This window comes from Mucilaginibacter sp. (genome assembly GCF_965200995.1).
GTDB lineage: Bacteria > Bacteroidota > Bacteroidia > Sphingobacteriales > Sphingobacteriaceae > Mucilaginibacter.
Genome location: NZ_OZ241743.1, coordinates 2781398 through 2803596, shown reverse-complemented (window position 1 = coordinate 2803596; position 22199 = coordinate 2781398). Strand labels below are relative to the sequence as shown.

19 protein-coding genes are annotated in these 22199 nt (G+C 46.8%); 9 read left to right on the top strand and 10 right to left on the bottom strand.

The genetic code is table 11. The features are described from left to right. Positions 1-81 precede the first annotated feature (81 nt). Together ACY652_RS12955 and ACY652_RS12950 are read left to right on the top strand one after the other, a co-directional pair. Positions 82-612 carry an acyl-CoA thioesterase gene (locus ACY652_RS12955; RefSeq protein ID WP_462264798.1) on the top strand — a complete coding sequence of 177 codons (531 nt, stop codon included), beginning with the start codon at positions 82-84 and terminating at the stop codon, positions 610-612. 33 nt (positions 613-645) lie between these two features. Beyond that, on the top strand, positions 646-1164 hold the full coding sequence (locus ACY652_RS12950; RefSeq protein ID WP_462264797.1) for an O-acetyl-ADP-ribose deacetylase: 519 nt from the start codon (positions 646-648) through the stop codon (positions 1162-1164). 471 nt (positions 1165-1635) lie between these two features. Here ACY652_RS12950 and ACY652_RS12945 read toward each other — a convergent pair whose 3' ends face one another. The 3 genes from ACY652_RS12945 to ACY652_RS12935 all read right to left on the bottom strand — a co-directional run bounded on the left by ACY652_RS12945 (position 1636) and on the right by ACY652_RS12935 (position 3908). After that, on the bottom strand, positions 1636-2619 hold the full coding sequence (locus tag ACY652_RS12945) for an aldo/keto reductase (protein WP_462264796.1): 984 nt from the start codon (positions 2617-2619) through the stop codon (positions 1636-1638). Between the two features lie 5 nt (positions 2620-2624). Beyond that, positions 2625-3032 (bottom strand): EVE domain-containing protein, encoded by a 408-nt coding sequence (locus tag ACY652_RS12940; protein WP_462268260.1) that lies wholly within the window; start codon positions 3030-3032, stop codon positions 2625-2627. 108 nt (positions 3033-3140) lie between these two features. Further along, a complete protein-coding gene (locus ACY652_RS12935; RefSeq protein ID WP_462264795.1) occupies positions 3141-3908 on the bottom strand; it encodes a glycosyltransferase family 2 protein in 768 nt (255 codons plus the stop codon). Between the two features lie 115 nt (positions 3909-4023). On the opposite strand from ACY652_RS12935, the gene ACY652_RS12930 reads away from it, so the two are divergent. Beyond that, a complete protein-coding gene (locus tag ACY652_RS12930; protein ID WP_462264794.1) occupies positions 4024-4215 on the top strand; it encodes a hypothetical protein in 192 nt (63 codons plus the stop codon). A gap of 101 nt (positions 4216-4316) precedes the next feature. Then, positions 4317-6560, top strand: coding sequence for a gliding motility-associated C-terminal domain-containing protein (locus ACY652_RS12925; RefSeq protein ID WP_462264793.1), 2244 nt, complete (start codon positions 4317-4319; stop codon positions 6558-6560). A 192-nt stretch (positions 6561-6752) separates the two neighbouring features. Here ACY652_RS12925 and holA read toward each other — a convergent pair whose 3' ends face one another. Further along, a complete protein-coding gene (gene holA, locus ACY652_RS12920) occupies positions 6753-7775 on the bottom strand; it encodes a DNA polymerase III subunit delta (RefSeq protein ID WP_462264792.1) in 1023 nt (340 codons plus the stop codon). Between the two features lie 67 nt (positions 7776-7842). Here holA and ACY652_RS12915 point away from each other — a divergent pair, with 67 nt between their 5' ends. Next, a complete protein-coding gene (locus ACY652_RS12915) occupies positions 7843-8304 on the top strand; it encodes a type I restriction enzyme HsdR N-terminal domain-containing protein (protein ID WP_462264791.1) in 462 nt (153 codons plus the stop codon). Here the strand turns inward: ACY652_RS12915 and ACY652_RS12910 are convergent. The 3 genes from ACY652_RS12910 to ACY652_RS12900 form a co-directional block, all read right to left on the bottom strand. Beyond that, positions 8301-10124, bottom strand: coding sequence for an ATP-binding protein (locus ACY652_RS12910; protein WP_462264790.1), 1824 nt, complete (start codon positions 10122-10124; stop codon positions 8301-8303). The genes ACY652_RS12915 and ACY652_RS12910 overlap by 4 nt on opposite strands. Positions 10125-10214: 90 nt before the next feature. After that, positions 10215-12926 (bottom strand): valine--tRNA ligase, encoded by a 2712-nt coding sequence (locus tag ACY652_RS12905; RefSeq protein ID WP_462264789.1) that lies wholly within the window; start codon positions 12924-12926, stop codon positions 10215-10217. Between the two features lie 316 nt (positions 12927-13242). Beyond that, positions 13243-13662 carry a DUF4259 domain-containing protein gene (locus tag ACY652_RS12900; protein ID WP_462264788.1) on the bottom strand — a complete coding sequence of 140 codons (420 nt, stop codon included), beginning with the start codon at positions 13660-13662 and terminating at the stop codon, positions 13243-13245. 148 nt (positions 13663-13810) lie between these two features. Here ACY652_RS12900 and ACY652_RS12895 point away from each other — a divergent pair, with 148 nt between their 5' ends. Further along, on the top strand, positions 13811-15874 hold the full coding sequence (locus ACY652_RS12895; protein ID WP_462264787.1) for a M13 family metallopeptidase: 2064 nt from the start codon (positions 13811-13813) through the stop codon (positions 15872-15874). 185 nt (positions 15875-16059) lie between these two features. On the opposite strand, the gene ACY652_RS12890 is transcribed toward ACY652_RS12895, so the two are convergent. The 3 genes from ACY652_RS12890 to ACY652_RS12880 form a co-directional block, all read right to left on the bottom strand. Continuing rightward, entirely contained in the window at positions 16060-16941 is an 882-nt protein-coding gene (locus ACY652_RS12890) for a helix-turn-helix transcriptional regulator (RefSeq protein ID WP_462264786.1), read from the bottom strand. A gap of 8 nt (positions 16942-16949) precedes the next feature. Then, a complete protein-coding gene (locus tag ACY652_RS12885; RefSeq protein ID WP_462264785.1) occupies positions 16950-18176 on the bottom strand; it encodes a PD-(D/E)XK nuclease family protein in 1227 nt (408 codons plus the stop codon). Between the two features lie 164 nt (positions 18177-18340). Beyond that, positions 18341-19039 carry a hypothetical protein gene (locus ACY652_RS12880; protein WP_462264783.1) on the bottom strand — a complete coding sequence of 233 codons (699 nt, stop codon included), beginning with the start codon at positions 19037-19039 and terminating at the stop codon, positions 18341-18343. Positions 19040-19246: 207 nt separating this feature from the next. On the opposite strand from ACY652_RS12880, the gene ACY652_RS12875 reads away from it, so the two are divergent. From ACY652_RS12875 to mazG, 3 genes are all read left to right on the top strand, one after another. Beyond that, a complete protein-coding gene (locus ACY652_RS12875) occupies positions 19247-20596 on the top strand; it encodes a rhodanese-like domain-containing protein (RefSeq protein ID WP_462264782.1) in 1350 nt (449 codons plus the stop codon). 3 nt (positions 20597-20599) lie between these two features. Continuing rightward, positions 20600-21277 carry a tRNA (5-methylaminomethyl-2-thiouridine)(34)-methyltransferase MnmC2 gene (gene mnmC2 / locus ACY652_RS12870; RefSeq protein ID WP_462264781.1) on the top strand — a complete coding sequence of 226 codons (678 nt, stop codon included), beginning with the start codon at positions 20600-20602 and terminating at the stop codon, positions 21275-21277. Between the two features lie 118 nt (positions 21278-21395). Continuing rightward, entirely contained in the window at positions 21396-22184 is a 789-nt protein-coding gene (gene mazG / locus ACY652_RS12865; RefSeq protein WP_462264780.1) for a nucleoside triphosphate pyrophosphohydrolase, read from the top strand. The last annotated feature ends 15 nt before the right edge of the window (positions 22185-22199 follow it).

Below are 22199 nucleotides of genomic sequence, written 5' to 3'. Positions count from 1 at the left end.
CCATTGCCTTATGGCTAATATGCCGCCGGGGTAGTTTGGGATGCTGCAAACAATATTATCTTTGCAGCTTAATTGCTGTATATGCTCAAGAAAACGCCCCAGGATTCGCACACGATAATGAATGAAATGGTATTGCCTAATGATACCAATACGTTAGGCAACCTGATGGGCGGGCGACTGCTGTACTGGATGGATATCGGCGCGGCTATGGCTGCCCAAAAGCATTGCAACCGCATTGTGGTAACCGCTTCGGTAGATAATGTTTCTTTCAAGCACCCCATTAAGCTGGGCGATACCATTACCATTGAGTCTAAGGTAACACGGGCGTTTAATACCTCGGTGGAGGTGCGGCTGGATGTTTGGGCACAGAATATTCCATCAGGCACCAAAGTAAAAAGTAACGAGGCTTACTATACCTTTGTGGCCCTGGATAAAGACAACCATACTATCCCTATTTCAGAACTCACGCCCGAAACTGAAGAAGATATCGCTTTGTATGACGGTGCCCTGCGCCGCCGGCAGCTTCGCCTTGTGTTAGGCGGCAAAATGAAGCCGGATGATGCAACAGAACTTAAAGCGCTGTTCTTTAGCGCATCGAAGGAACAGGAATAAAACCACCTGACCTGCTTGTGCGTTCTGTTTATTATGGACAAGCGGATTTCTTTGCAACAAGGCGATATTACCAAACTGCACGTGGATGCTATAGTAAACGCTGCCAACAGCAGCCTGCTGGGCGGCGGCGGTGTGGATGGTGCCATACACCGGGCGGGCGGCAAGCAAATACTGGAGGAGTGTATGCAGATACGCAACCGGCAGGGTAAGTGCCCAACCGGCGAAGCGGTGATTACCAGTGGCGGCAAACTGCCGGCCCGGCACGTGATACACACGGTGGGACCGGTTTGGAACGGCGGCAAGCGCAACGAGGCCAGTTTACTGGCCAACTGTTACACTAACAGTTTGCAGCTGGCGGTTCACAACGGTTCACATTCCATTGCCTTTCCCAACATCAGCACCGGTATCTATCATTTTCCAAAGCCGGAGGCAGCGCGAATAGCCGCAGACACGGTGGAAGCATTTTTAAAGCAAGATGATACGCTGCAGCAAGTGATTTTTATTTGTTACGATGCAGAGAATATGGAATTGTATCAAAAATTATTAGTTTAGGGACTCAACCTGAGTTACATAAAAAAGTTACATCCCATTTTAATTGTAGCGCTTGCCTCCATATTATGGCTGAGTGCGTGTGCAACAAAAAAACAAGTTACCGGCAGTACATCAGGCGGTACGCCTGATGGTTCCACTTATGAAAAAGCCATTGTAATTAATGAGCAGCACGAACGCCAGGGCATCAGGGCTGAATATGCCTGGATAGATGCACATTACCCCAGTTATAAATCGCGCGGGCAGGCGTTGCTTAACCACCATAAGCGTTCGTATGACCTTATCCACATTACTACCGAACAAGGGGAGCAGAAAGATATTTATTTTGATATCAGTGAGTTTTATGGAAAGTTGTAGTAACGGCAGCCTGACACAAATTTTATATCAATACTGAGCAGTAGCGAAGGACCTGTAATATATCAGAGCGAGCATACAGCTCCTTCGCTATCGCTCAGGATGACAACTGTTGGCTTTTTAATAATGTCCCCTAATTTCTCCTTTTATTTCACTGTCATACAATTCCCGTAACTGCTTAAACGTTTCGGCAGGCAGCGGCGGCAGTTCTGATGCGGCATTGTTAGCATTTACCTGTGCTACTTTAGAAGCGCCGGGAATTACCGTAGTTACTTCCGGATGATCCAATATCCAGCGGATAGCCCAATGGGCGGTACGGTTATCCGGCATTAAACCCACCATACGCCGGGCAATTTGAATGCCCTGCTTAAATTCGATACCCGAAAAGGTTTCACCAGCGTTAAAAGACTCGCCGTTGGCATTAAAGTTACGGTGGTCGTTCTGCCCGAATTGGGTATGTTCATCAAACTTGCCGGTAAGCAATCCGCTGGCTAAGGGCACCCGCACAATGATGGCTACCCCTTTCTCTTTGGCTTTGGCAAACAGTTCATCGGCCACATGCTGCCTGAACAGGTTGAAGATGATCTGTAAGGAGGCCAGCCCTTCCTGCTCCAGGCATACCAGCGCTTCTTCGGTGGTTTCCACACTGGCGCCAAAGTATCGGATCAGGCCTTCCTGCTGTAAACGGCGCAGGTGGTCAAACACTTCACCCCTTTTCAGCTCTTCGGGCGGCACACAGTGCAATTGCTCCAAAAATAGCTTATGGAAACCCAAATTTTCCAGCGAGGCTTCCACCTGGCGTTTCATGCTATCGTAGGTAAAGTTCTGCGGCCAGCCGAAATCGCCGTCGCTGCGGCGGCCCAGCTTGGTAGCCACGTGTATTTCGCCCGGTACGGTTTTCATCAGCCTGCCGATGGTTTTCTCGCTTAGGCCCATGCCGTAAATATCGGCGGTATCAATAAAGTTGCCGCCGGCCATCAGGTAAGCCTGCAATATACGGGTGGCTTCCTGCTCATCTACATTGCCCCACTCGGCGCTGCCCAACTGCCAGGTGCCCAGGCCTACCTCGGCAATGTCAACATCCTTAAATTTTCTGTATTTCATGTTGTTTAGTTATTCGCTAACTCCACAACACGGTCAAACTCCTCCGGTTTTAATTCCATTACTGATAAACGGCCCTGTTTCACCAAACCTATATTTTGCAGGCGTTCATCCGCCTTGATCTGCGTTAAGGTTACCGGCTTCGGCAGCGTTTCCAGTGGCACCAAATCTACTACCACCCAGTTGGTATCCTTAGTAGTAGGGTCCTGATAGGCTTCCTTTACTACCTTAGCTACGCCCACCACTTCTTTACCCTCATTGCTGTGATAGTAGAGCACCAGATCTCCTTTTTGCATGGCTTTCAGATTATTGCGCGCCTGATAGTTACGTACGCCATCCCAAAAGGTACGCCCTTCCTGGTTAAATTTTTCCCAACTGTACTTATGCGGCTCCGATTTAATCAGCCAGTGCTGTATCTTACTCATAATAATTTCCTGATGATTCACTTAAATTTCAGGGATACCAGTTACAGCGATCAGCGTTGCTGACAGGCTGTAATGAAACCCATCGCGAATATAAGGGCTTTATCCTTTATAAGTAGCCAGTTGCCAGCTGTGCTTAATAATGCGGTAAAAAAAGCGCGGAATGGTAACAAGCGCATTATTGGTGTATGACATCTTTTTACGGCTTACCGTACTGGGTTCGGCCTCAGTATTGGCCTGGGTGAACAGGACTTTGGGGTCATTGTAGATCAGCGCCTTGCCTTTATGCTTCAGAAAGGACAGGGCCATCATAAATTCCCCTTTGTCTGACGGGATGCCTTCCCTGTACCGGCCAAACTTTTGCAGGAAATTTGAGCGCCGCAAATGCGGGTGATCGCTGTACTGGTGAAATTTGCGGTCGTCCAATGCTAAAGCATTAAACTTCATCAAGCTATAGCCATCCCGGTAGACTTGCAGGTTGGGATATTTAAAATAGGCATAGAAACGTACCATATCTAAACTGCTGTCTTGCTGCATAAATGCTACTGCCGATTGCAGATGGGCGCCATACCCGGCGTTGGGGGTAAAATCCTCCTGCACATACAGGGTATAAGGTGTGGTTACCGCATCCTGCCCTTTGTTAATGTTATTGGCCAGGCCCTTGTTTACCGGGGCAGTTATCAATTGAAACTGGTATTGCCGGCTCATCTCCTGCAATTCAGGCAGGTAATCAGCGCCGCTGTTATCATCAGACACCACCACCTGGCCGAAAGAAATTTGCTGGCCGGCAAACGCCTGTAACAGTTTTTCTAAAGATGCAGTACGCTTGTAATGCGTAATCAGCAGGGCAACGTCAGCAAAATGGGGCATTTAAATATTATGATATATAACTACCGGACTAATATACAAAACAAACCAGTATCCGTAAACAGGGGCCGAACCTTTATACGCAGCTATTGTTGTATCGGATATAAATACACAGATTATGATTAACGGATTATTTGAATACGGCGACCGCGTGATCATCAGCGGTACTGATGAGAAAGGCACCATCAACGCTGCCCAGGTGAATAACGGCGATACGGTTGAAGTAGAACTGGACAACGGAAAGGTAAATCAGTACAACGAGGATGAGTTGGAGTATGATGAAGACTTCAGGCCCGATACCGGCGCTTAAATCTATGTTGTTTTAAGAAAATCATTTCAGGCTGTGTTAAAAACTGCCTTTATCACCGCTTAGTTTGTTACATTTACTGCTAATAACCTGGTTAGCAGTAAATGCGAATTATCTATGGCTTTGTTTCTTTAATGCTTATCCTGCTTGCAGATACGCTGTATATTAAAGCGCAGTGCCTGCCCAATGTAGGCTTTGAGGATGGTAAATTTACCAATTGGGAGTGCAAGGCCGGAACCATTAACTTAACAACCAAACAAGCACTACTAACCGTTACCGAACCTATACCCGGGCGGCATAGTATGCTTACTAATACCTCGCCTCAGCAAATAGATGAATTAGGCGGGTTCCCGGTTAATTGCCCTAATGGCAGCGGGCATTCCATAAAATTAGGAAATGCCATAGGTGGCTCTGAAGCCGAGAGTGTTACTTACACTTACAACGTGCCAGCCAATACTGCCGATTTTACACTTACTTATTATTATGCTATCGTACTGCAGAACAACTCTCAGCATAACGAAGCCGAGCAGGCCAAATTTCAGGCGCAGATTTATAACGTTACCGATAACAGATATGAGGCATGCGGAACTTTTCAGTTTTCAGCCCTGGCCGGTAACAACGGGTTTATACAGGGTTCAACAACAGTAAACGGCAACAATAACTCAGGCACAAACACCATATATTATAAGCCCTGGACACCTATCACCGTGAACCTTAAAAATTACCAGGGCAAAACCATCAGGCTTGAATTTATTACCAGGGATTGCGCCCCAGAACAGATAGGCAACCATTATGCATATGCCTACATTGATGTGGCCGAAAACTGCAAGCCGTTTCAAACCCCTATTACCGGGAACAATTACTGCCTGAATGAGCCGGGCATCGTATTGAAAGCCCCGCCGGGCTTTGCAGGTTACCAGTGGTTTAACAGTTCGGATTTAACTACGCCGATAGGTACAGGTGCAAACCTGCCTGTAAGCCCTGTGCCGGCCGATGGTACCGGCTATACGGTAAAGCTTACCCCCTTCCCCGGTTATGGCTGCGAGAGTACGCTTACTGCCACGGCCCACGCCAATGATGCAGCCTATGTGTTTGCAGTTACCGGCCAGCAACTGCGCGCCTGCGAAAGCGACGGATACGATATTACCCGAAAGGAAGTAACCGAAGGCAGCAGTTCTGATCTGGTTTATGAGTACTTTACCGATGCCGAAGGGCAAAATTACCTTTCTGACCCCAAGAGGGTAACCCAAAGCGGTACTTACTATATAAGAGCAACCAATGCCTTTGGATGTGCTGAAACCAAAAGTGTACAGGTAGTTATTGAACCCAATCCGCCGCTTACCATAGTTACCCTTCAGCCAGTATGTGAACCCGAAAAAATTGACGTTACCAAAGCTATAAGAGATCGTAACGATGCATTTATTGATTACACCTACTGGACCAACGCCGCTGCTACCCAACCGCTTATCAATCCGCAGTCTGTTAGCAAAAGCGGAATCTACTACATTAAGGCTACTTATAAACTTTCGGCCAACCGCAAAGAAAGTTGCAGTACCATGAGGCAGGCTGAAGTTATTATCGGCCCGAAACCACAAGTGTTTACCCACGATTTTTCCACTTGCCCTCCCGCTAATCTTACCAATACGGAGGTTATCCGCAACAGCACACCGGGTTTATCTTATACTTACTGGCTGGATGCAGCAGGCACACAGCAGGTATCCAACCCGGATAAGGTAACGGTAAGCGGCACCTATTACATTAAAGGCACCACCGACCTGGGGTGTTCGCCTGACGCATTAGCACCGGTAAATGTAACTGTATACCCTGTACCGGTGCTGGAAGTAAATGACCCGAACCCGGTAACGTACCCGGCAACTGTAAACATAGGCCGCAGTTTTATACCGGCGGCAGGCAACACTTACAGCTTCTGGAAAGATGCCGCAACTACCGTTGCATTAGCCAACTATACAGAAATAGCTGAAAGCGGAAAGTTTTATATTAAGGCCACCAATGGCTACGGCTGCGAACTCATTGAGCCGGTAACGGTAATTATATATCCGCCGCCGCTGCCGCAGGTCATCGGGCCCAATACGTTTACGCCCAACGGCGATGGCATCAACGATTTGTTTAAGCCCGCAGTGGAGGGCATTGCCAGTATTAACAAACTCACCATTTATAACCGCTGGGGGCAGCAGGTATATGAGAGCAAGGCAAGCGCCCCTCAATGGAACGGCCAATACAACGGCCAGCTGCAAGCCACCGGCACTTATTACTGGGTAATAGAAGCCACAGATATTTATCGTAAAATTAATTTTACCCGCTCGGGCTATATTGCTATTGTGAAGTAGTGGAAATGGAAGGGGTGATTAAAGGTCTTGAAAAGCAACCCGCATCAAAAGACAGTAATACAAATCTGCCACACATCATTCCTGTAAAGGCCAGCTAATTTCAACAGCAAAACCGGCTTTATACAATTCAGCTATGCAAAAAGCGGTAAGGCAGGGGTTACTTCGTTACTTGCCCTACCGCATTTGTTTACCCTAATGCAGTATCTTAAATACCAATTCCTTCATCAGTTCGCCGTGTGTGGCGCCCGATTCTACGCCTTTACTTTTCAGGTCGTATTCCTTCAGCCAGCTGATGATCTGCATTAGCTTCCACTGGTCAAAGGTACGGGAGGCCAGTTCATAATCCTTCATAAAATAAGGGTTAACCCCCATTTCGCGGGCTACATCGGGCGCCGGTTTGTTGCGTAAGTAATGGAAAAGCAGCACCTTGCTGAAATAACTGTACAGGTTAGACAGGATAAGCACAATGGGGTTAGCTTTCGGATTGGCCTCAAAGTAATTAATAATCTGGTTGGCCTTCAGCACATCGCGGCGGGTGAGCGCCGCCTGCAGCTCGAACACATTGTACTCTTTACTGATGCCGATATTATCCTGGATGTCCTTCAGCGTAATTTCCTTACCGGCAGTAATGTTCAGCATCAGCTTATCCAGCTCGTTGGCTATCTTCTGCAAATCATTTCCTAAATACTCAGCCATCATGGTGGCAGCCTGCGTATTGATGCGGTATTTTTTATCGTTCACATAGCCTTCCACCCACGCCGGTATCTTATTATCATATAAGGTACCCGATTCAAATATAAGCCCGGTTCTGGCAATGGCCTTGTACGTTTTTTTTCGCTTATCAAATTTGCCATGCTTGTAGCAAAAGACCAATATGGTGCTTAACAGTGGCTTTTCCAGATAACTTAAAAAAGGGTTGATGCCCTTTTTATCGTCATCATCCTTTCCCCACTTCATGTCCTGCGCTTCCTTTACAATTACCACCTGGCAGTTGGCCATCATGGGGTAACGCTTGGCGGCGTTCAGTACGGTAACTATATCCGTATCCTTGCCATATACCACGGTTTGGTTAAAGCCTTTTTCTGCATCGGTAAGCAGGTGGTCTTCAATGTAATTGCTGATCTCGTCTATAAAATAAGGCTCATCGCCATGCAGCAAATAAACCGGCCGGTACTTGCCGGCCTTTATATCTTTTATAATTTCCTGGGCAGTCATTTAACAGGCGGGCAAAATACGAAATCTATCATTAGGAGTTGGCAGATATTATTATCACTTTAGCCCGATGGATTTGCTGCAGCCGCTTAACCTGCCCCCCTATCCCTTCAGGCTGAACGAGGAGGAAGGCCGTTTGTATATATTTGATGAGCTACGCAAAAAGAAGCTGCTGCTTACTCCTGAAGAATGGGTACGGCAGCATTTTGTACAATACCTGATTACAGAAAAAGGCTACCCTAAAATGCTGATTAAACTGGAAGGCGGCCTGCGGGTAAACCACATGCCCCGCCGTACCGATATTGTGATACATAACCGGAATGGCGAGAAAATTTTACTGGTAGAATGCAAAGCGCCCGGCGTAACCATTACCCAGAAAGTATTTGACCAGGTTGCCCGGTACAATACCGTTCATCAGGTGCCTTTAATGGCCGTAAGCAATGGCTTGCAGCACTACTACTGCAAAATAAACGTGAGCAGTAAAACCTATACGTTTATTGAAGATCTGCCTGCATACCAGGCTACCGTTTAGCTTTTAGGTTCGGGCAAATGCGGAGCGATCAGGGAAAGCATCTTGCCCTTAAGTTCTTCGGGCTTGAAAGGCTTGGAGATATAATCATTCATACCGGCAGCAAAAACCTTGTCGCGTATGTCTACCAGCGCTGATGCCGTTAAGGCAATAATAGGTGTTACCGATTTTTGGGTATCAGCCATTTTACGTATTTCAATAGCAGCCTCAAACCCGCTCATTACCGGCATCTGCAGGTCCATCAGTATAATATCAAAGTTGCCGTACTGCATTTTCTCTACTGCCCGCTCGCCATTTTCAGCAAACACCGGTGCAAGGTTCCATTTGGAGAACAGCTTTTTCATCAGCATTACATTTACCGGGTTATCTTCGGCAATCAATACTTTTAAATCTTTCAGCAAATCGGTATCAATGGCCGTGGGCTGGGCAACCTGCGCTGCAGGTTCTACATATTTTTCGGTAGAAACCGTAAGTTCTAAATTGAAGGAGAACTCAGAACCTTCGCCCGGTTTACTCTTTACCTCCATGTGCACATTTTGCATTTCAAGCAACCTTTTCACAATAGCCAAACCCAGGCCTGTGCCGCCGTATTGCCGCGTAGTGGTAATAGATTCCTGTGTGAAGGGTTCAAATATAGCCTCCAGGTTGTCCTTATCAATACCAATACCAGTGTCGCGTATCTTAAAATTTACGGTAATAGTATTATAACGGTCTTCAATCTGGCTTACTTCCACATTTATACCGCCTTCTCTTGTAAACTTGATGGCATTACTGATAAGATTGAAAATAATTTGCGTAATGCGGGTAGGATCGCCGAAAACCAGTTTACGCTTCAGGGCCTCGTCAACGGAAAGATTAAACCTGAGCCCCTTGTCCTGCGCTTTTAAGATCTGCCCGCCGCAAATATTGCCCATCAGTTCGGGCAGGTTAAATTTGATGTTTTCAAATACCAGTTTACCCGATTCTATCTTGTTAAAATCGAGCACATCATTTACAATGGCCAGCAGGTTGCTGCCCGAGAACTTCAGTATGTCGAGGTTTTCCTTCTGGTCGGGCCTCGGGTTGCTCATCAGCAGCAGGTTGCTCATCCCGATCACCGCATTAAGCGGCGTACGAATCTCGTGCGACATGGTAGATAAGAAATCTGATTTGGCGTTGGAAGATTTTTCTGCCCGCTCAATGGCGGCTTCCAGTTTAATGTTCAGCCGGCTCTGCTCATCAGTAGTTTTTTTAAGCTGCTGTATACTTTTCACAAAGGCAATATAAAACTGGCTGTGAATGAACATCACCATTACAAACAGCGTAAATGCGCTGATAATAACAGTAGAACTGTCCAAATCTTCAGGCTTCAGGTCAATAAAGTAGCTGTTATCATACTGTATCACCATAAAGGCCATTACCGGTATGATATTGAACAGCGAATATACCAGCCCGAACTTTGAGCCCAGCATATAATAACTGTACAGGATGATCAGGATGATAAACAATACGGTAACAATATTTACCGATTGCATAACAACAAATACATCGAGCAGGTTAATCACCGTAGAAAAACCCAGCAATACGTGCGAGGTAGACCGCCAGTCACCTTTCCAGGTATAAAACTTAAACAGCACCAGGATAATGGCAGTGCAGCTGCCGGCAATAAATGTAAGCATAGGCTCATGCAGCAGGTAGACATTAACCCACAAGAACATAATTGCCAGTATACCCAGGCACAACGTATAGTACAGCAGGCGTACCCGTGCCTGGTCAAGTATGGTTTGTTGCTTATGAAGTAGTTTACTTACAGATAAGTTAAAGAAACTTACAGGTTTACTCATGAACGTATTGGCTGCATTATCATCGTTAAAAAGTGTTGGTTACACCATCATATAACCTACACTTTTCAATTTATATTGTACAAAATACAATTAGTTTGCCAAATCGTCCAGATTGCCTTCAATGGTTTTTAATTTTGCCTCCGCATCCGCCTGTTTTTTGCGCTCGTTTTCTATAACCTCGGGTTTGGCATTATTCACAAAGCGCTCATTGTTCAGCTTTGTGTTTACCGCTTTTAAAAAGCCCTGCAGGTAATCACGTTCCTTAAGCAAACGTTCGGTTTCAGCCGCTGTATCAAGCTTGCCGCCCAAATGCAGGTAAAATTCATCCGTTCTTACCAGAAAACTAATGCTGCCTGCCGCTTTGCCTTCCTTTGCAGTTTCAAAACTGTTGAGGTTTGCCATTTTTATTAACAATGCGGCATAGCGGTTGAAATTAACTGCCGGGTCCGGCTTAACCGTTAAGGTAAGCGCTTCTTTAGGCGAAACCTGTTTGGCTTGCCGAATATTCCTGATCTCGGTAATAACCTGCTGAACAGCCACAACATCGGTTAACAGCTGTGTATCGGCTTGCTCAATACTGGGCATTTGCGCCACAATACAGCAGTCATTTTCGCTGCGAACGCCAAACACTTCATCATGCCACAGCTCCTCGGTCAAAAAAGGCATAAAAGGGTGCAGCAGCTTCATGATTTTTTCAAAAAAGCCGAGCGTTTGCCGGTAAGTTTCGCTGTCTATCGGCTCCTGCCAGGCCTCGCCACCGGCAGGCTGATGGTATGCCGGCTTAACGGCTTCCAGGTAGAAGGCACAAAAATCGTCCCACACCAGTTTATAGGCCTTCATTAGTGCATCGTTAAGGCGGTAGGTGTTAAAATCGTCATCCATACCGGCCAGCGCCTGGTTAAGCCGGCTGCTAAACCAGCTTACTACGGTTTGGTTGCCATCGCTCTGCGCCTGTTCCGGGTTAACCGTCCAGCCCTTAATCAGCCTGAACGCGTTCCATATCTTATTGGTAAAGTTGCGGCCCTGCTCACAATCCTTCTCATCGAACATCAGATCGTTACCTGCCGGTGAAGATAACAGCATACCTACCCGCACTCCATCCGCGCTGTATTTATCAATCAGTTCCAGCGGATCAGGTGAGTTACCCAATTGTTTTGACATCTTGCGGCCCAGCTTATCGCGTACGATACCGGTAAGGTATACATTGGTAAACGGCTTTTCATTCCTGAACTCGTGCCCCGCCATAATCATACGTGCTACCCAGAAAAACAGAATTTCGGGAGCGGTTACCAGGTCATTGGTAGGATAATAATAACTAATATCGGCATTGTTAGGGTCTTTAAAGCCATCAAACACCGAGATGGGCCACAGCCAGGAGGAGAACCAGGTATCTACCACGTCTTCATCCTGCTTCAAATCTTCCGGAACAAGTTTTGAGGAGCGGGAAGCGATTTTTTGGGCTTCTTCAAACGCTTCCTCACGGGTTCTGGCTACCACGTGCTGGCCGTCGGGCAGGTACCACGCCGGTATCTGCTGCCCCCACCACAGCTGGCGGCTGATACACCAATCCTGCACGTTCTCCATCCAGTGGCGGTAGGTGTTTACAAATTTTTCGGGAATGAGCTTTACTTCGCCGCTCAATACATCGTTAAGCGCCGGGCCGGCCATTTCCTTCATTTTGCAAAACCATTGCATGGATAGTTTCGGCTCAATCACGGCATCGGTACGCTCAGAAAAACCGATCTGTGATTTGTTGTCCTCTACCTTTTCCAACGCACCGGCTTCCTCCAGCAGTTTGGCTATCTTCTTACGGGCGATGAAACGATCTTCGCCTACCAATATCTGCGCCTTTTCGTTCAGGGTGCCGTCATCATTTAAAATATCGATGACCGGCAGGCGGTGCTTCTGGCCCAGCTCGTAATCATTCAAATCATGCGCCGGGGTTACCTTTAAGCAGCCGGTACCAAAGGCCATATCCACATACTCATCCAGTATCACCGGTATTTGGCGGTTAATGAGCGGAATATAAACGCTTTTGCCATGCAGGTGCAGATACCGCTCATCGTTCGGGTTAACGCAGATCGCACAATCGGCCATAATGGTTTCGGGCCGGGTGGTGGCGATGGTTAAGTAATTAGTATCAAGATGCAAGTCGTTAGACTGACTTGCATCTTGATACTTGGTACTTGATACTTGATACTTGATATAATACAGTTTCTGATCAACCTCTTTACGGATAACCTCTTCATCAGAAACGGCAGTTTTACCCTGCGGGTCCCAGTTTACCATGCGCACGCCACGGTAGATCCAGCCCTTTTTGTACAGGTGGATGAAGGTATCGATCACCGCCTCAGAAAGCGACTCGTCCATCGTGAAACGGGTACGGCCCCAGTCGCAGCTGGCGCCTAACTTTTTCAACTGGCTGAGTATGATGCCACCGTATTTCTCTTTCCACTCCCAGGCGTAATCTAAAAATTCGGCCCGGGTTAAATCTTTTTTATTGATGCCGCGCTCCTTTAGCATGGCTACCACCTTTGCTTCGGTGGCAATGCTGGCATGGTCGGTTCCGGGTACCCAGCAGGCGTTTTTGCCTTTCATACGGGCACGGCGGATGAGTACATCCTGTATGGTATTATTGAGCATGTGGCCCATGTGCAGAACGCCGGTAACATTAGGCGGCGGTATTACAATGGTATACGGCTCGCGCTCATCAGGCACCGACCTGAAAAAACCCTGCTGCATCCAGTAATCATACCACTTTTGCTCCACCTCATGAAACGCATACGTTTTGGAAATACTCATAGTCGGCAAATTTACTAAAATAGAAGCAAGCGCCAAGATGCTAAGTGTTGATTGAGTGAAGAGTAAGGCGAAACTTTGACAGGGGGGCACCTCGCGTTGTACTTCCCCTTTTATCCTTCCTGATATTCCCGCGTTAGCGATTGCAGCGTAAAACCCGCAGCGAGGTACGAGCGTGGATTTGCAGCGGATAGCGCGGGCTTGAAAGGCAACGCCCTCATTTAGTTATTGGTTCATTGGGTGAGTGGTTGATTGAATTTTTAGGTTGAAGTAGGTAGTTTTAGTTTTTAAAAACCTGTATATGCAAGGCAGTAAAAAACTATGATGACTGCAATCGCTCAATAAGCTGTGCTATGCCTTGTCGCCAGGCCGGGTAATCTTCTTCATTTTCAGCCCACAATTCATTTAATTCAGACTGGTCACTTAAAACCACCTGCAAGGCGTTAACGGCCTGTTCTTTAAGCTCTGCAAAGTCTTGCCCGGGATGCCGTTCAGGAAAAGTGTCAACGTCCAACGGCTCATCACCGGCTCCGGAAAACCGGGTACCATTGGTTTGCCTGTCTACATAAGCGGCAGCAACAATAACTGCGTTTGCAACATCAGCATCTAAATCATGCGTATGAACTGCAGTGCTAAATGCAGCTATCAAAACTTCTCTGGCATTATCAGCATATTCTATTTCTGCCATAAAATCTAAAGCGGCATCATCTTCAAAATGTCCATGTCCCCAAGCTCCCATATTATTATTTTTGGTTTAACAACGTTAAAACTAAGCAGCAATAACTACATAATCAATTTTTGCAGCTGATTATGTAAATGATTTTGGCAATAGTTTCATAACTCTGTATTTTTACTTTACTTTCAGCATTTAGAAAAAACAAAAAAGCATGAATATAAAGTTAAGCAGTTGGATGCTGGCCGGGGCAGTTTGCCTGTCGGCCGGTGTTTTTGCAGCCGATGGCGGCAAGCCGGGTAAGCCCCTGCCCGCCCCGCCCCGCAAGTTTATTGACCCGGCCAATATGGACTTGTCGGTTAAACCCGGCGATGATTTTTTTGAGTACGCCAACGGCGCGTGGGTAAAGCAAAACGCTATACCCGCGAAAGAAACACGCTGGGGCAGTTTCAACATCCTGCGTGATGAGAATACTAAAAAGCTGTTGGGCCTGCTCAACGAAGCCAGCAACGCCAAAGGCCAGCCCAAAGGCAGCCTGAAGCAGCGCGTGGGCGACCTGTATGCCAGCGGCATGGACAGCCTGACCATTGAGCGCCGCAGCTACGACCCCATTAAGCCTGACCTGGCCCGCATCAGCAGCATCACCACCCTTGATGGCGTACTGAATGAGATGGCCTATGAGCGGGTGAACGGCGAGGGCGGCCCGCTGTTTGGCTTTGGCGTGGGCGCCGATGCCAAGCACCCTACCCGCACCATTGTAAGCCTGAGCCAGGGCGGCACCTCCCTGCCCGACCGGGATTATTACCTGAAGAATGATGCCCGTACTACCAAGATACAGGATGCATACAAGCAATACATTGTTAACCTGTTTACGCTAACGGGCACCAGCCCTAAAGAGGCAGAGAAAAATGCCAATACCATTTTCAGCCTCGAAACCCGCCTGGCCGAAGCACAAACCAGCCGCGTGGCCATGCGCGACCCGAACAAGAGCTATAATAAGTTTACCGTTGCCGGTTTTAACGAAACCACACCCCACATTAAATGGGCGGATCTGATGGCCAAAATGAAGGTGCCGCAAACCGACTCCATTATTGTAGCGCAGCCGGATTTCTTTAAAAAAGCCGACGGTATGCTGAACAGCGTTTCGGTAGAAGATTGGAAAACGTATCTGAAATGGGGTATCCTCCGCGGTTCGGCTTCGGCCTTGAGCTCACCGTTCGTGAAGGCCAGCTTTGCCTATAGCAGCGTACTGAGCGGCCAGCAGGTGCAAACCCCGCGCAACGAGCGCATGTCTGGCCTGGTGGATGGCAGCCTGGGCGAGTTACTGGGCCAGCTGTACGTAGAGAAATACTTTACTCCGGCCGCCAAGCAGTACATGGTAGGTTTGGTAAACAACCTTAAAATTACCCTGGGCGACCGCATTAAGCGCCTGGACTGGATGAGCGATGAAACCAAGGCCCGTGCCCTGCGCAAGCTGAACGCCTTCAGCGTAAAGATCGGGTACCCTGATGTATGGCAGAAGTATGCCGGCTTGAACATTGTACGTAACGACTTCATTGGCAACCAGCGCCGCATTGCCACCTGGCGTTATAATTATAACATCAGCCAGCTGGGCAAACCGGTGGACAGAAAACGCTGGGGCTTTACGCCGCCAACCGTAAATGCCTCTTACAGCCCCAACAATAATGAGATTACCTTCCCGGCGGGTATCCTGCAGTTTCCGTTCTTTGATTTTAAGGCGGATGATGCCGTGAACTATGGCGGCATTGGCGCCGTTATCGGCCACGAGATGACCCACGGTTTTGATGACCAGGGCCGTCAGTTTGATGCCGACGGCAGCCTGCGCGACTGGTGGACCAAGGCCGATGCCGACAAGTTTAAATCCCGTGCCGACCAGGTAGTAAACCAGTATAACGCCTTTACCGTGCTGGATACCATCCACGTGAACGGAAAACTTACTTTAGGCGAAAACCTTGCCGATTTAGGCGGCTTGAATGTGGCTTACGAAGCGTTTAAGAAAACCAGGCAGGGCCAGAGCATGACCAAGACTGACGGCTTTACACCCGACCAGCGCTTCTTTCTCTCCTGGGCACAGGTATGGCGTGGTTCGCAGCGCCCGGAATCGGCCGCTTCGCGCATCCTCACTGACCCGCACTCGCCGGAGCAGTACCGTACCAACGCCCCCATCACCAACATGGATGCCTGGTACAATGCTTTCAACGTTCAACCCGGCGACAAGCTGTACAAGAAACCGGAGGACAGGATTAAGGTTTGGTAAAATATAGTCAAGAGAATACTTAGTGAACAAGCCCGGCGAGTGCCGGGCTTGTTTTGTTTTATAATTTTCCGATGTCATTCTGAGCGGTAGCGAAGAACCTGTAGTGATGCAGAACCAAGTGTACAAGTTCTTTGCTACCGCTCAGAATGACAAGCTTTATATTTATTGGTCTACTGCTATCAAAATCACAGCCCCGCCGCCCTCCGGTGTCGTTCCCGGATGCGATCTCGCAGATATTCGGGTTGTAGCACCTGCACATCCTCACCGTAAGAAAGTAGTTCCTTCTCAAAATCGAAGGTGATTTGCATGGTGAGCCGCACAATGATGCTATCCTCATTTTCAAAAACCTGCTGTGTATGGTGTAGCGGAAAGCCGATGATATACCGGCCCTGTTGCAGGGTAAACCGCAACTCAATTTCTTCGGGCGGCTGGCCTTCGGGATTGATGATGCCGAAACTGTGGATGAAAAGTGCGCTCACATCCAATCCGTTGGGGCGGATGAATTTGCGGGGCGTTACATAGAGGTCGCTCATGCGGTCGAGCCCGAAGGTTTTCAGCTTTTTGCCGTACAGATCATTAGCCAGCAGGTACCAGCGCCCCTGCGCTTCTTTGAGGGCGTAGGGTTCTACAGTGCGTTTGGCCGCGCTGTCTTCCCAGTATTTTTGATAATAAAACCGCACATTCACCCGCTGCTTAATGGCTTCCAGCAGGGCAGTAAGGTGTTGGGTATTGAGCGGCCGGCGGCTTTCAAAATGCAGGTAAGGCGCATTTTCGGCCAGCTGCAGGTTGCTCACCAGTTCCAGGCTTTCGAGCATGCGATTGTTGAGGTCGGCAAGGCTGTTTACAAAATCGTAGCCGTTGGCCGAGCGGTCGTATTCAATGCAGATGCCCTGCCGCTGCTCAATCTGCCGGATGTCGCGGTTGAGGGTAGAGCGGCAATCCTGGGTATCTTCAAAAAAGCCCTCCATACGCAGGTGCCACGCTATCTGCACCAGGCTGGCCGCCCCGTGGTTACGCAGGAAACGAATGAGCGCCTGCTGTCGCAGAAGGGGTTGGGCGGCGGGCATGGGGGGGATTATGCAATTTTACTTTCTTCAGTATTGCTCTTTTGCTCAATAAGTTGAGCAAACTTTTGCTGGAATTCTTTTACAAATAAATACAAGTCCCCCTCTTGCTCAGGAAAAGAAAATGTCCTTTGCAGTCTATCACCAATCGGTGTGAAAAATTCTTCATAGTTCAGGTCTGATATAATTTGTTTTATAGTAACTTGCTCTGTAACATTTTCTACAAATTGGACTGCATAGTTTCTTTCCCCGGGAACTATATCTATTTTATAGCTTTTTCCATTATATCGAGCACCACTTAGCACAGCAGCTTTGTTTTGCCAATTCCAAGCTCCCTCAAATGGATGAGTGTTTCCTTTATAAGTATCAACCAAGCGTTCAATGCGATAATGTGATAACTGATTTATCATATCACGGACAGAAAGCGCTGTTTCGTAATCGTTATTATCCAAAAGCTGTCCATAAAAATTTTTCATAATTTGCTTGTTCATAGCTAACTCTCCTAATTTTTGCAATAAATGTATATATTGGTTTATGACGAATTGATTTTCTAAATTCTGAGATACATTAACACATTGTTGTAACCAGCCTACTACTAAGTCTTGAGATGTATCATTGCTCGCACTAATCACTATTAACTTTGGCAATATCAAATGACGATCAGCGTCAGACCAAGTATTTGTATTTGGCTTGGCATGATAATTTAACAGAAGATATATGACTATATCAACAATATAACCTTGTGATACTAAATAGTCATGATAATTTGGAATTTGCCGTATCTGATCACCTGCTTTATTTATTTTATTCTCAATAATAATCGCATGTTTAGATACTGGGTCGCTGATTAAAATATCAATCCGTCCGAGTTCACGCTTTACCTCTGCATGTTGATAATGATCCGAATTTATATTAAGTGGCGCGGGTAAAGTGCCGTTTAGATATTTAATAAATTGAAACAAATAGTTATTACCTTCATCATGCATTTCTGTTGGATCCAAAAAAGCTTTTAGAATATCACTATGAAAATTCTCTCGGTAATAAATATCTGAAACCAAGCGGAAAATATTAAAACTACGCGCAGGCACTCTGTTTTTGAATTCATCAAATTTCTTAGTTGCATTTTTTACATAATCTTTTTTTAGATATTCATTGATATTAGAATTAAATGATTCTAATAACTTCCGATGTTTATCAATAAACATATTGTAGTTTCTCGCTACACTGGTTTCTACCATAGATGTCTCAAAAATTTTAATTAATAAACTTGAGTGTGTTTAAACAGGAATGGGTATAATATTTTTCAAGCTGATTGCATATTCAATTCAATGATCAGTTGCATTACTTTTTGATTATCAAATAAGTAGCTTGATATAGTATTGTCCATAAGATTTAGTTACTGCTACAATATACGGTTTGGATGGTATTGATTGAGCAAACTTTTTAAAGAAGTTATCAACATCTTATCCATTTCCGCATAACATTTATTCAAATTTAATTTCCAAGATTTAATATCCGTTTCAAAATTATGAATGGTCATTTTTACACCCGTTTTCGTAATTTCATCTAAACATTGGTGAGCCAAATTATATTTAAACTTACCTGATGCAAATTTAAAGGGCAGCGTACCTACAAATTCTATTCTATCAACTGGTATCCGTTTCAGCAATTCTTTAATCAACTGTACCGATACATAACTGCCGGTGGTGCGCCCTAAACCCGCCACTACAATTACCCGGTTTTGAATATGCCACAGATTAGCCTGAAAATAGGGGCTGTTCATATTATATGCCCAGTCCTCGGCCATCAGCTTTTCGTAATTATCCGTGTCGGCCAAAAAGTGGGATTGCAGCTGGGTTTGGTACCAGCAGTTCACAATATTTTTGCCTTGCAACTCGGTACTGTTCTCGCTGGCAATGGTATGGTGGTTTACCTGGTAAGGCAGTTCTCCGGCAACCGCTTTAGCAAGCCGGGCACCGCTGGCACCGATGCCGACGATGCTGGTTTTAACTGCGGTGTCTCCGGCCGTTAGTTTTACCGGCTTCGTGATGCCGCCACTAACTATTATGGATGCAGATTGAATAAAATGTCGTCTTTTCATCTATTATGCGCTTATTTTCAACCAAAAGTCGCTCACATACTGTGTCAAAACATGACACAGTGAACTGTTTTTATTCATTTTTAAAATTATCTACTAAATGGCACCTATATCTTGCAATCACATCGCAACACAGGAAATCAGCCCTGTGCCTGTTTTTGACTTGCCGCTTACCGCCATATAAAAGGTGTTCATTACTTTTGCACCTAAATGCTGATTCATCAATTTTATGATACGGGGCTGGCCCATGCTTCGTATGCAGTTATCAGGGCAGGCCAGATGGTGGTCATCGATCCGGGGCGCAACCCGCAGCCTTATTATGATTTTGCCACCCTGCACGAAGCCGACCTGGTGGGCATAATTGAAACTCACCCCCATGCCGATTTTGTAAGTTCGCACTTCGAAATCCATCAAACCACAGGTGCTGCCATATATGTAAGCCGCCTGGTGGGCGCTGCCTACCCGCACCAAACCTTTGATGATGGCGACATATTGCAACTTGCTGATATTCAGTTAAGAGCAATTAATACGCCAGGCCATTCCCCCGATTCGATCTGCATTTTGGTGGAAGATGAAAACGGCAAAGCCACCACCTTGTTTACCGGTGACACGTTGTTTGTGGGCGATGTAGGCCGCCCCGACCTGCGCGAAAAGGCAGGCCGCATTACCGCCAGCCGTGATGAACTGGCCCGGCAGCTGTACCATTCTACCCGGGAAAAAATCATGACCTTGCCCGGGGATGTGGTGGTATACCCGGCACATGGCCCCGGCTCGCTGTGCGGCAAAAATATCAGTGCCGATTTGAGCACCACCATTGGCCGCGAGCTGCGCGAAAACTACGCCCTGCAACTGATGGATGAACTGCAGTTTATGCAGGCCATCGGCAGCACCGCACATTTTACCCCGCGTTATTTCAGTTACGATGTAGAACTGAACCGGCAGGGCGCCCCGGCACTGGCGGAAAGCCTGCGGCAGGTGCCACGGCTGCATAATGCAAATGAGCTACTGCCGGGCATACTGCTGATTGATACCCGCCCTAATGCTGACTTTACTGCCGGTCATATTCCCGGAGCCATCAACCTGCAAAGCAGCGGCAAATTTGAAACCTGGCTGGGGTCTGTTGTTAGTCCGGATGAACCGTTTTACCTTTTGGCAGCATCGGCCATACAGTTAGAATCGGTGCTTGAAAAAGCAGCTAAAATCGGGTATGAAAAGAACATAAAAGGCTCATTAGCAACTCCGGCTGGCGGTAATGAAACTACAGCAGAACTGGATTTGCAGCATTTCAGGCATCATCCGGCCCAGTATACGGTAGTGGATGTACGCAATACCGCTGAGGTAAATGAAGGCAAGCACTTTTCACAGGCCATTGCCATTCCCTTGCCTGAACTGCGTGAGCGGCTGAACGAAATACCAACGGATAAACCCATCGTTGTGCATTGCGCCGCCGGTTACCGTTCGGCAGCGGCCAGCAGCATTATACAACACCATTTCAAGGCCAAAGTACCGGTGTATGATCTGGGCGAAGCCATTTATCAATTTGTAGCTCAACCAGTTTAACACATGGCAAAGCTTGAACTTGTAAGCACGGGCGACGGTTCTAAAACCTTATTCAATGCTGATATAGGCGAAAACTATCACTCCAGGCACGGTGCGTTACAGGAAAGCCAGCATGTATTTTTAAGTGCAGGCTTGCGCTACTTCTTAGCAGGCAAAACTGAAGAGAAAATAAGCATATTAGAAGTAGGCTTCGGTACCGGTCTTAATTTTTTGCTGAGCGCTGATTTTTGCATAGCCAAACAGTTATCACTTAATTATGCAGGTATCGAAGCCTACCCGCTCGGCGAAACGCTATTGGCTTCCACCGGTTATGATGCCTATATTTCTCCTGCATTATGGCGTAGCTTTTTGGAGCAGTATACACCGGCTTTGCAGCAACAGGCGACAGTAAATAAATATATCTCTTTGTACATTGCTCCTATTCAACTACTGCAATTCAGTACGCCCCAACAGTTTGATATCATCTACTTTGATGCTTTTGCTGTTGCTCATCAGCCCGATATGTGGGATTTGCAGGCCATAACACATACCCTGAGCTTTTTAAAACCCGGCGGCGTATTTGTTACCTATGCTATTACAGGTAATTTAAAACGCATCATCAAATCATTAGGCCTTAAAGTGGAAAAGGCGCCCGGGGCGCCCGGCAAACGCGAAATGCTGCGGGCGGTAAAACCCATCTAACCGGTTACATAAAACAAGTAATAATGTCGGGACATGCTATCCCGTGTATCAGTCATTGTCCTCAACTTAACTTTTACAACAAAGTATTATCCTTAACTTTAGCGCAAATTATATTGTTATGTCTATTACTGCCCCCATAACTGCCGGTTCCCCTGCTACCGCCTTCGAACGCCTGCTTACGATTATGAGCGATTTGCGGGAAAATTGCCCCTGGGATAAGAAGCAAACGCTGGAAAGCCTCCGGCACCTTACGATTGAGGAAACCTATGAACTGTCGGATGCAATATTGGGTGCAGATATGCAGGAAATTAAAAAGGAATTAGGCGATATTATGCTACACCTCGTATTTTATGCCCGCATCGCTTCTGAAACCAACAGCTTTACCATTACCGATGTGCTGAATGGTATCTGCGATAAGCTCATCAACCGCCATCCGCATATTTATGGCGATGTAACGGTACAGAATGATGAGGATGTAAAGCGCAACTGGGAGCAGATTAAATTAAAAGAGGGCAATAAATCGGTTTTGGGTGGTGTGCCTAATTCGCTTCCGGCGCTGGTAAAGGCCGCCCGCATACAGGAAAAGGCGCGTGGTGTAGGCTTCGACTGGGAAAACAAAGAGCAGGTTTGGGAAAAGGTTGAAGAAGAGATGCAAGAGTTTAAAGCTGAATTGGATGATGCCAATACAGAGGATGCAGAAGCCGAATTTGGCGATTTGCTGTTCTCGCTCATTAATTATGCCCGCTTTGTAAACATCAACCCCGAGAATGCGCTGGAAAAAACCAACCGTAAATTTATTAAGCGCTTTCAGTATCTCGAAAGCAAGGCCGCAGCACAAGGCAAGCAATTGCATGATATGACACTGGCTGAAATGGATATATTTTGGAACGAGGCAAAAAGAAAATAATTATCAGGTCAGTTG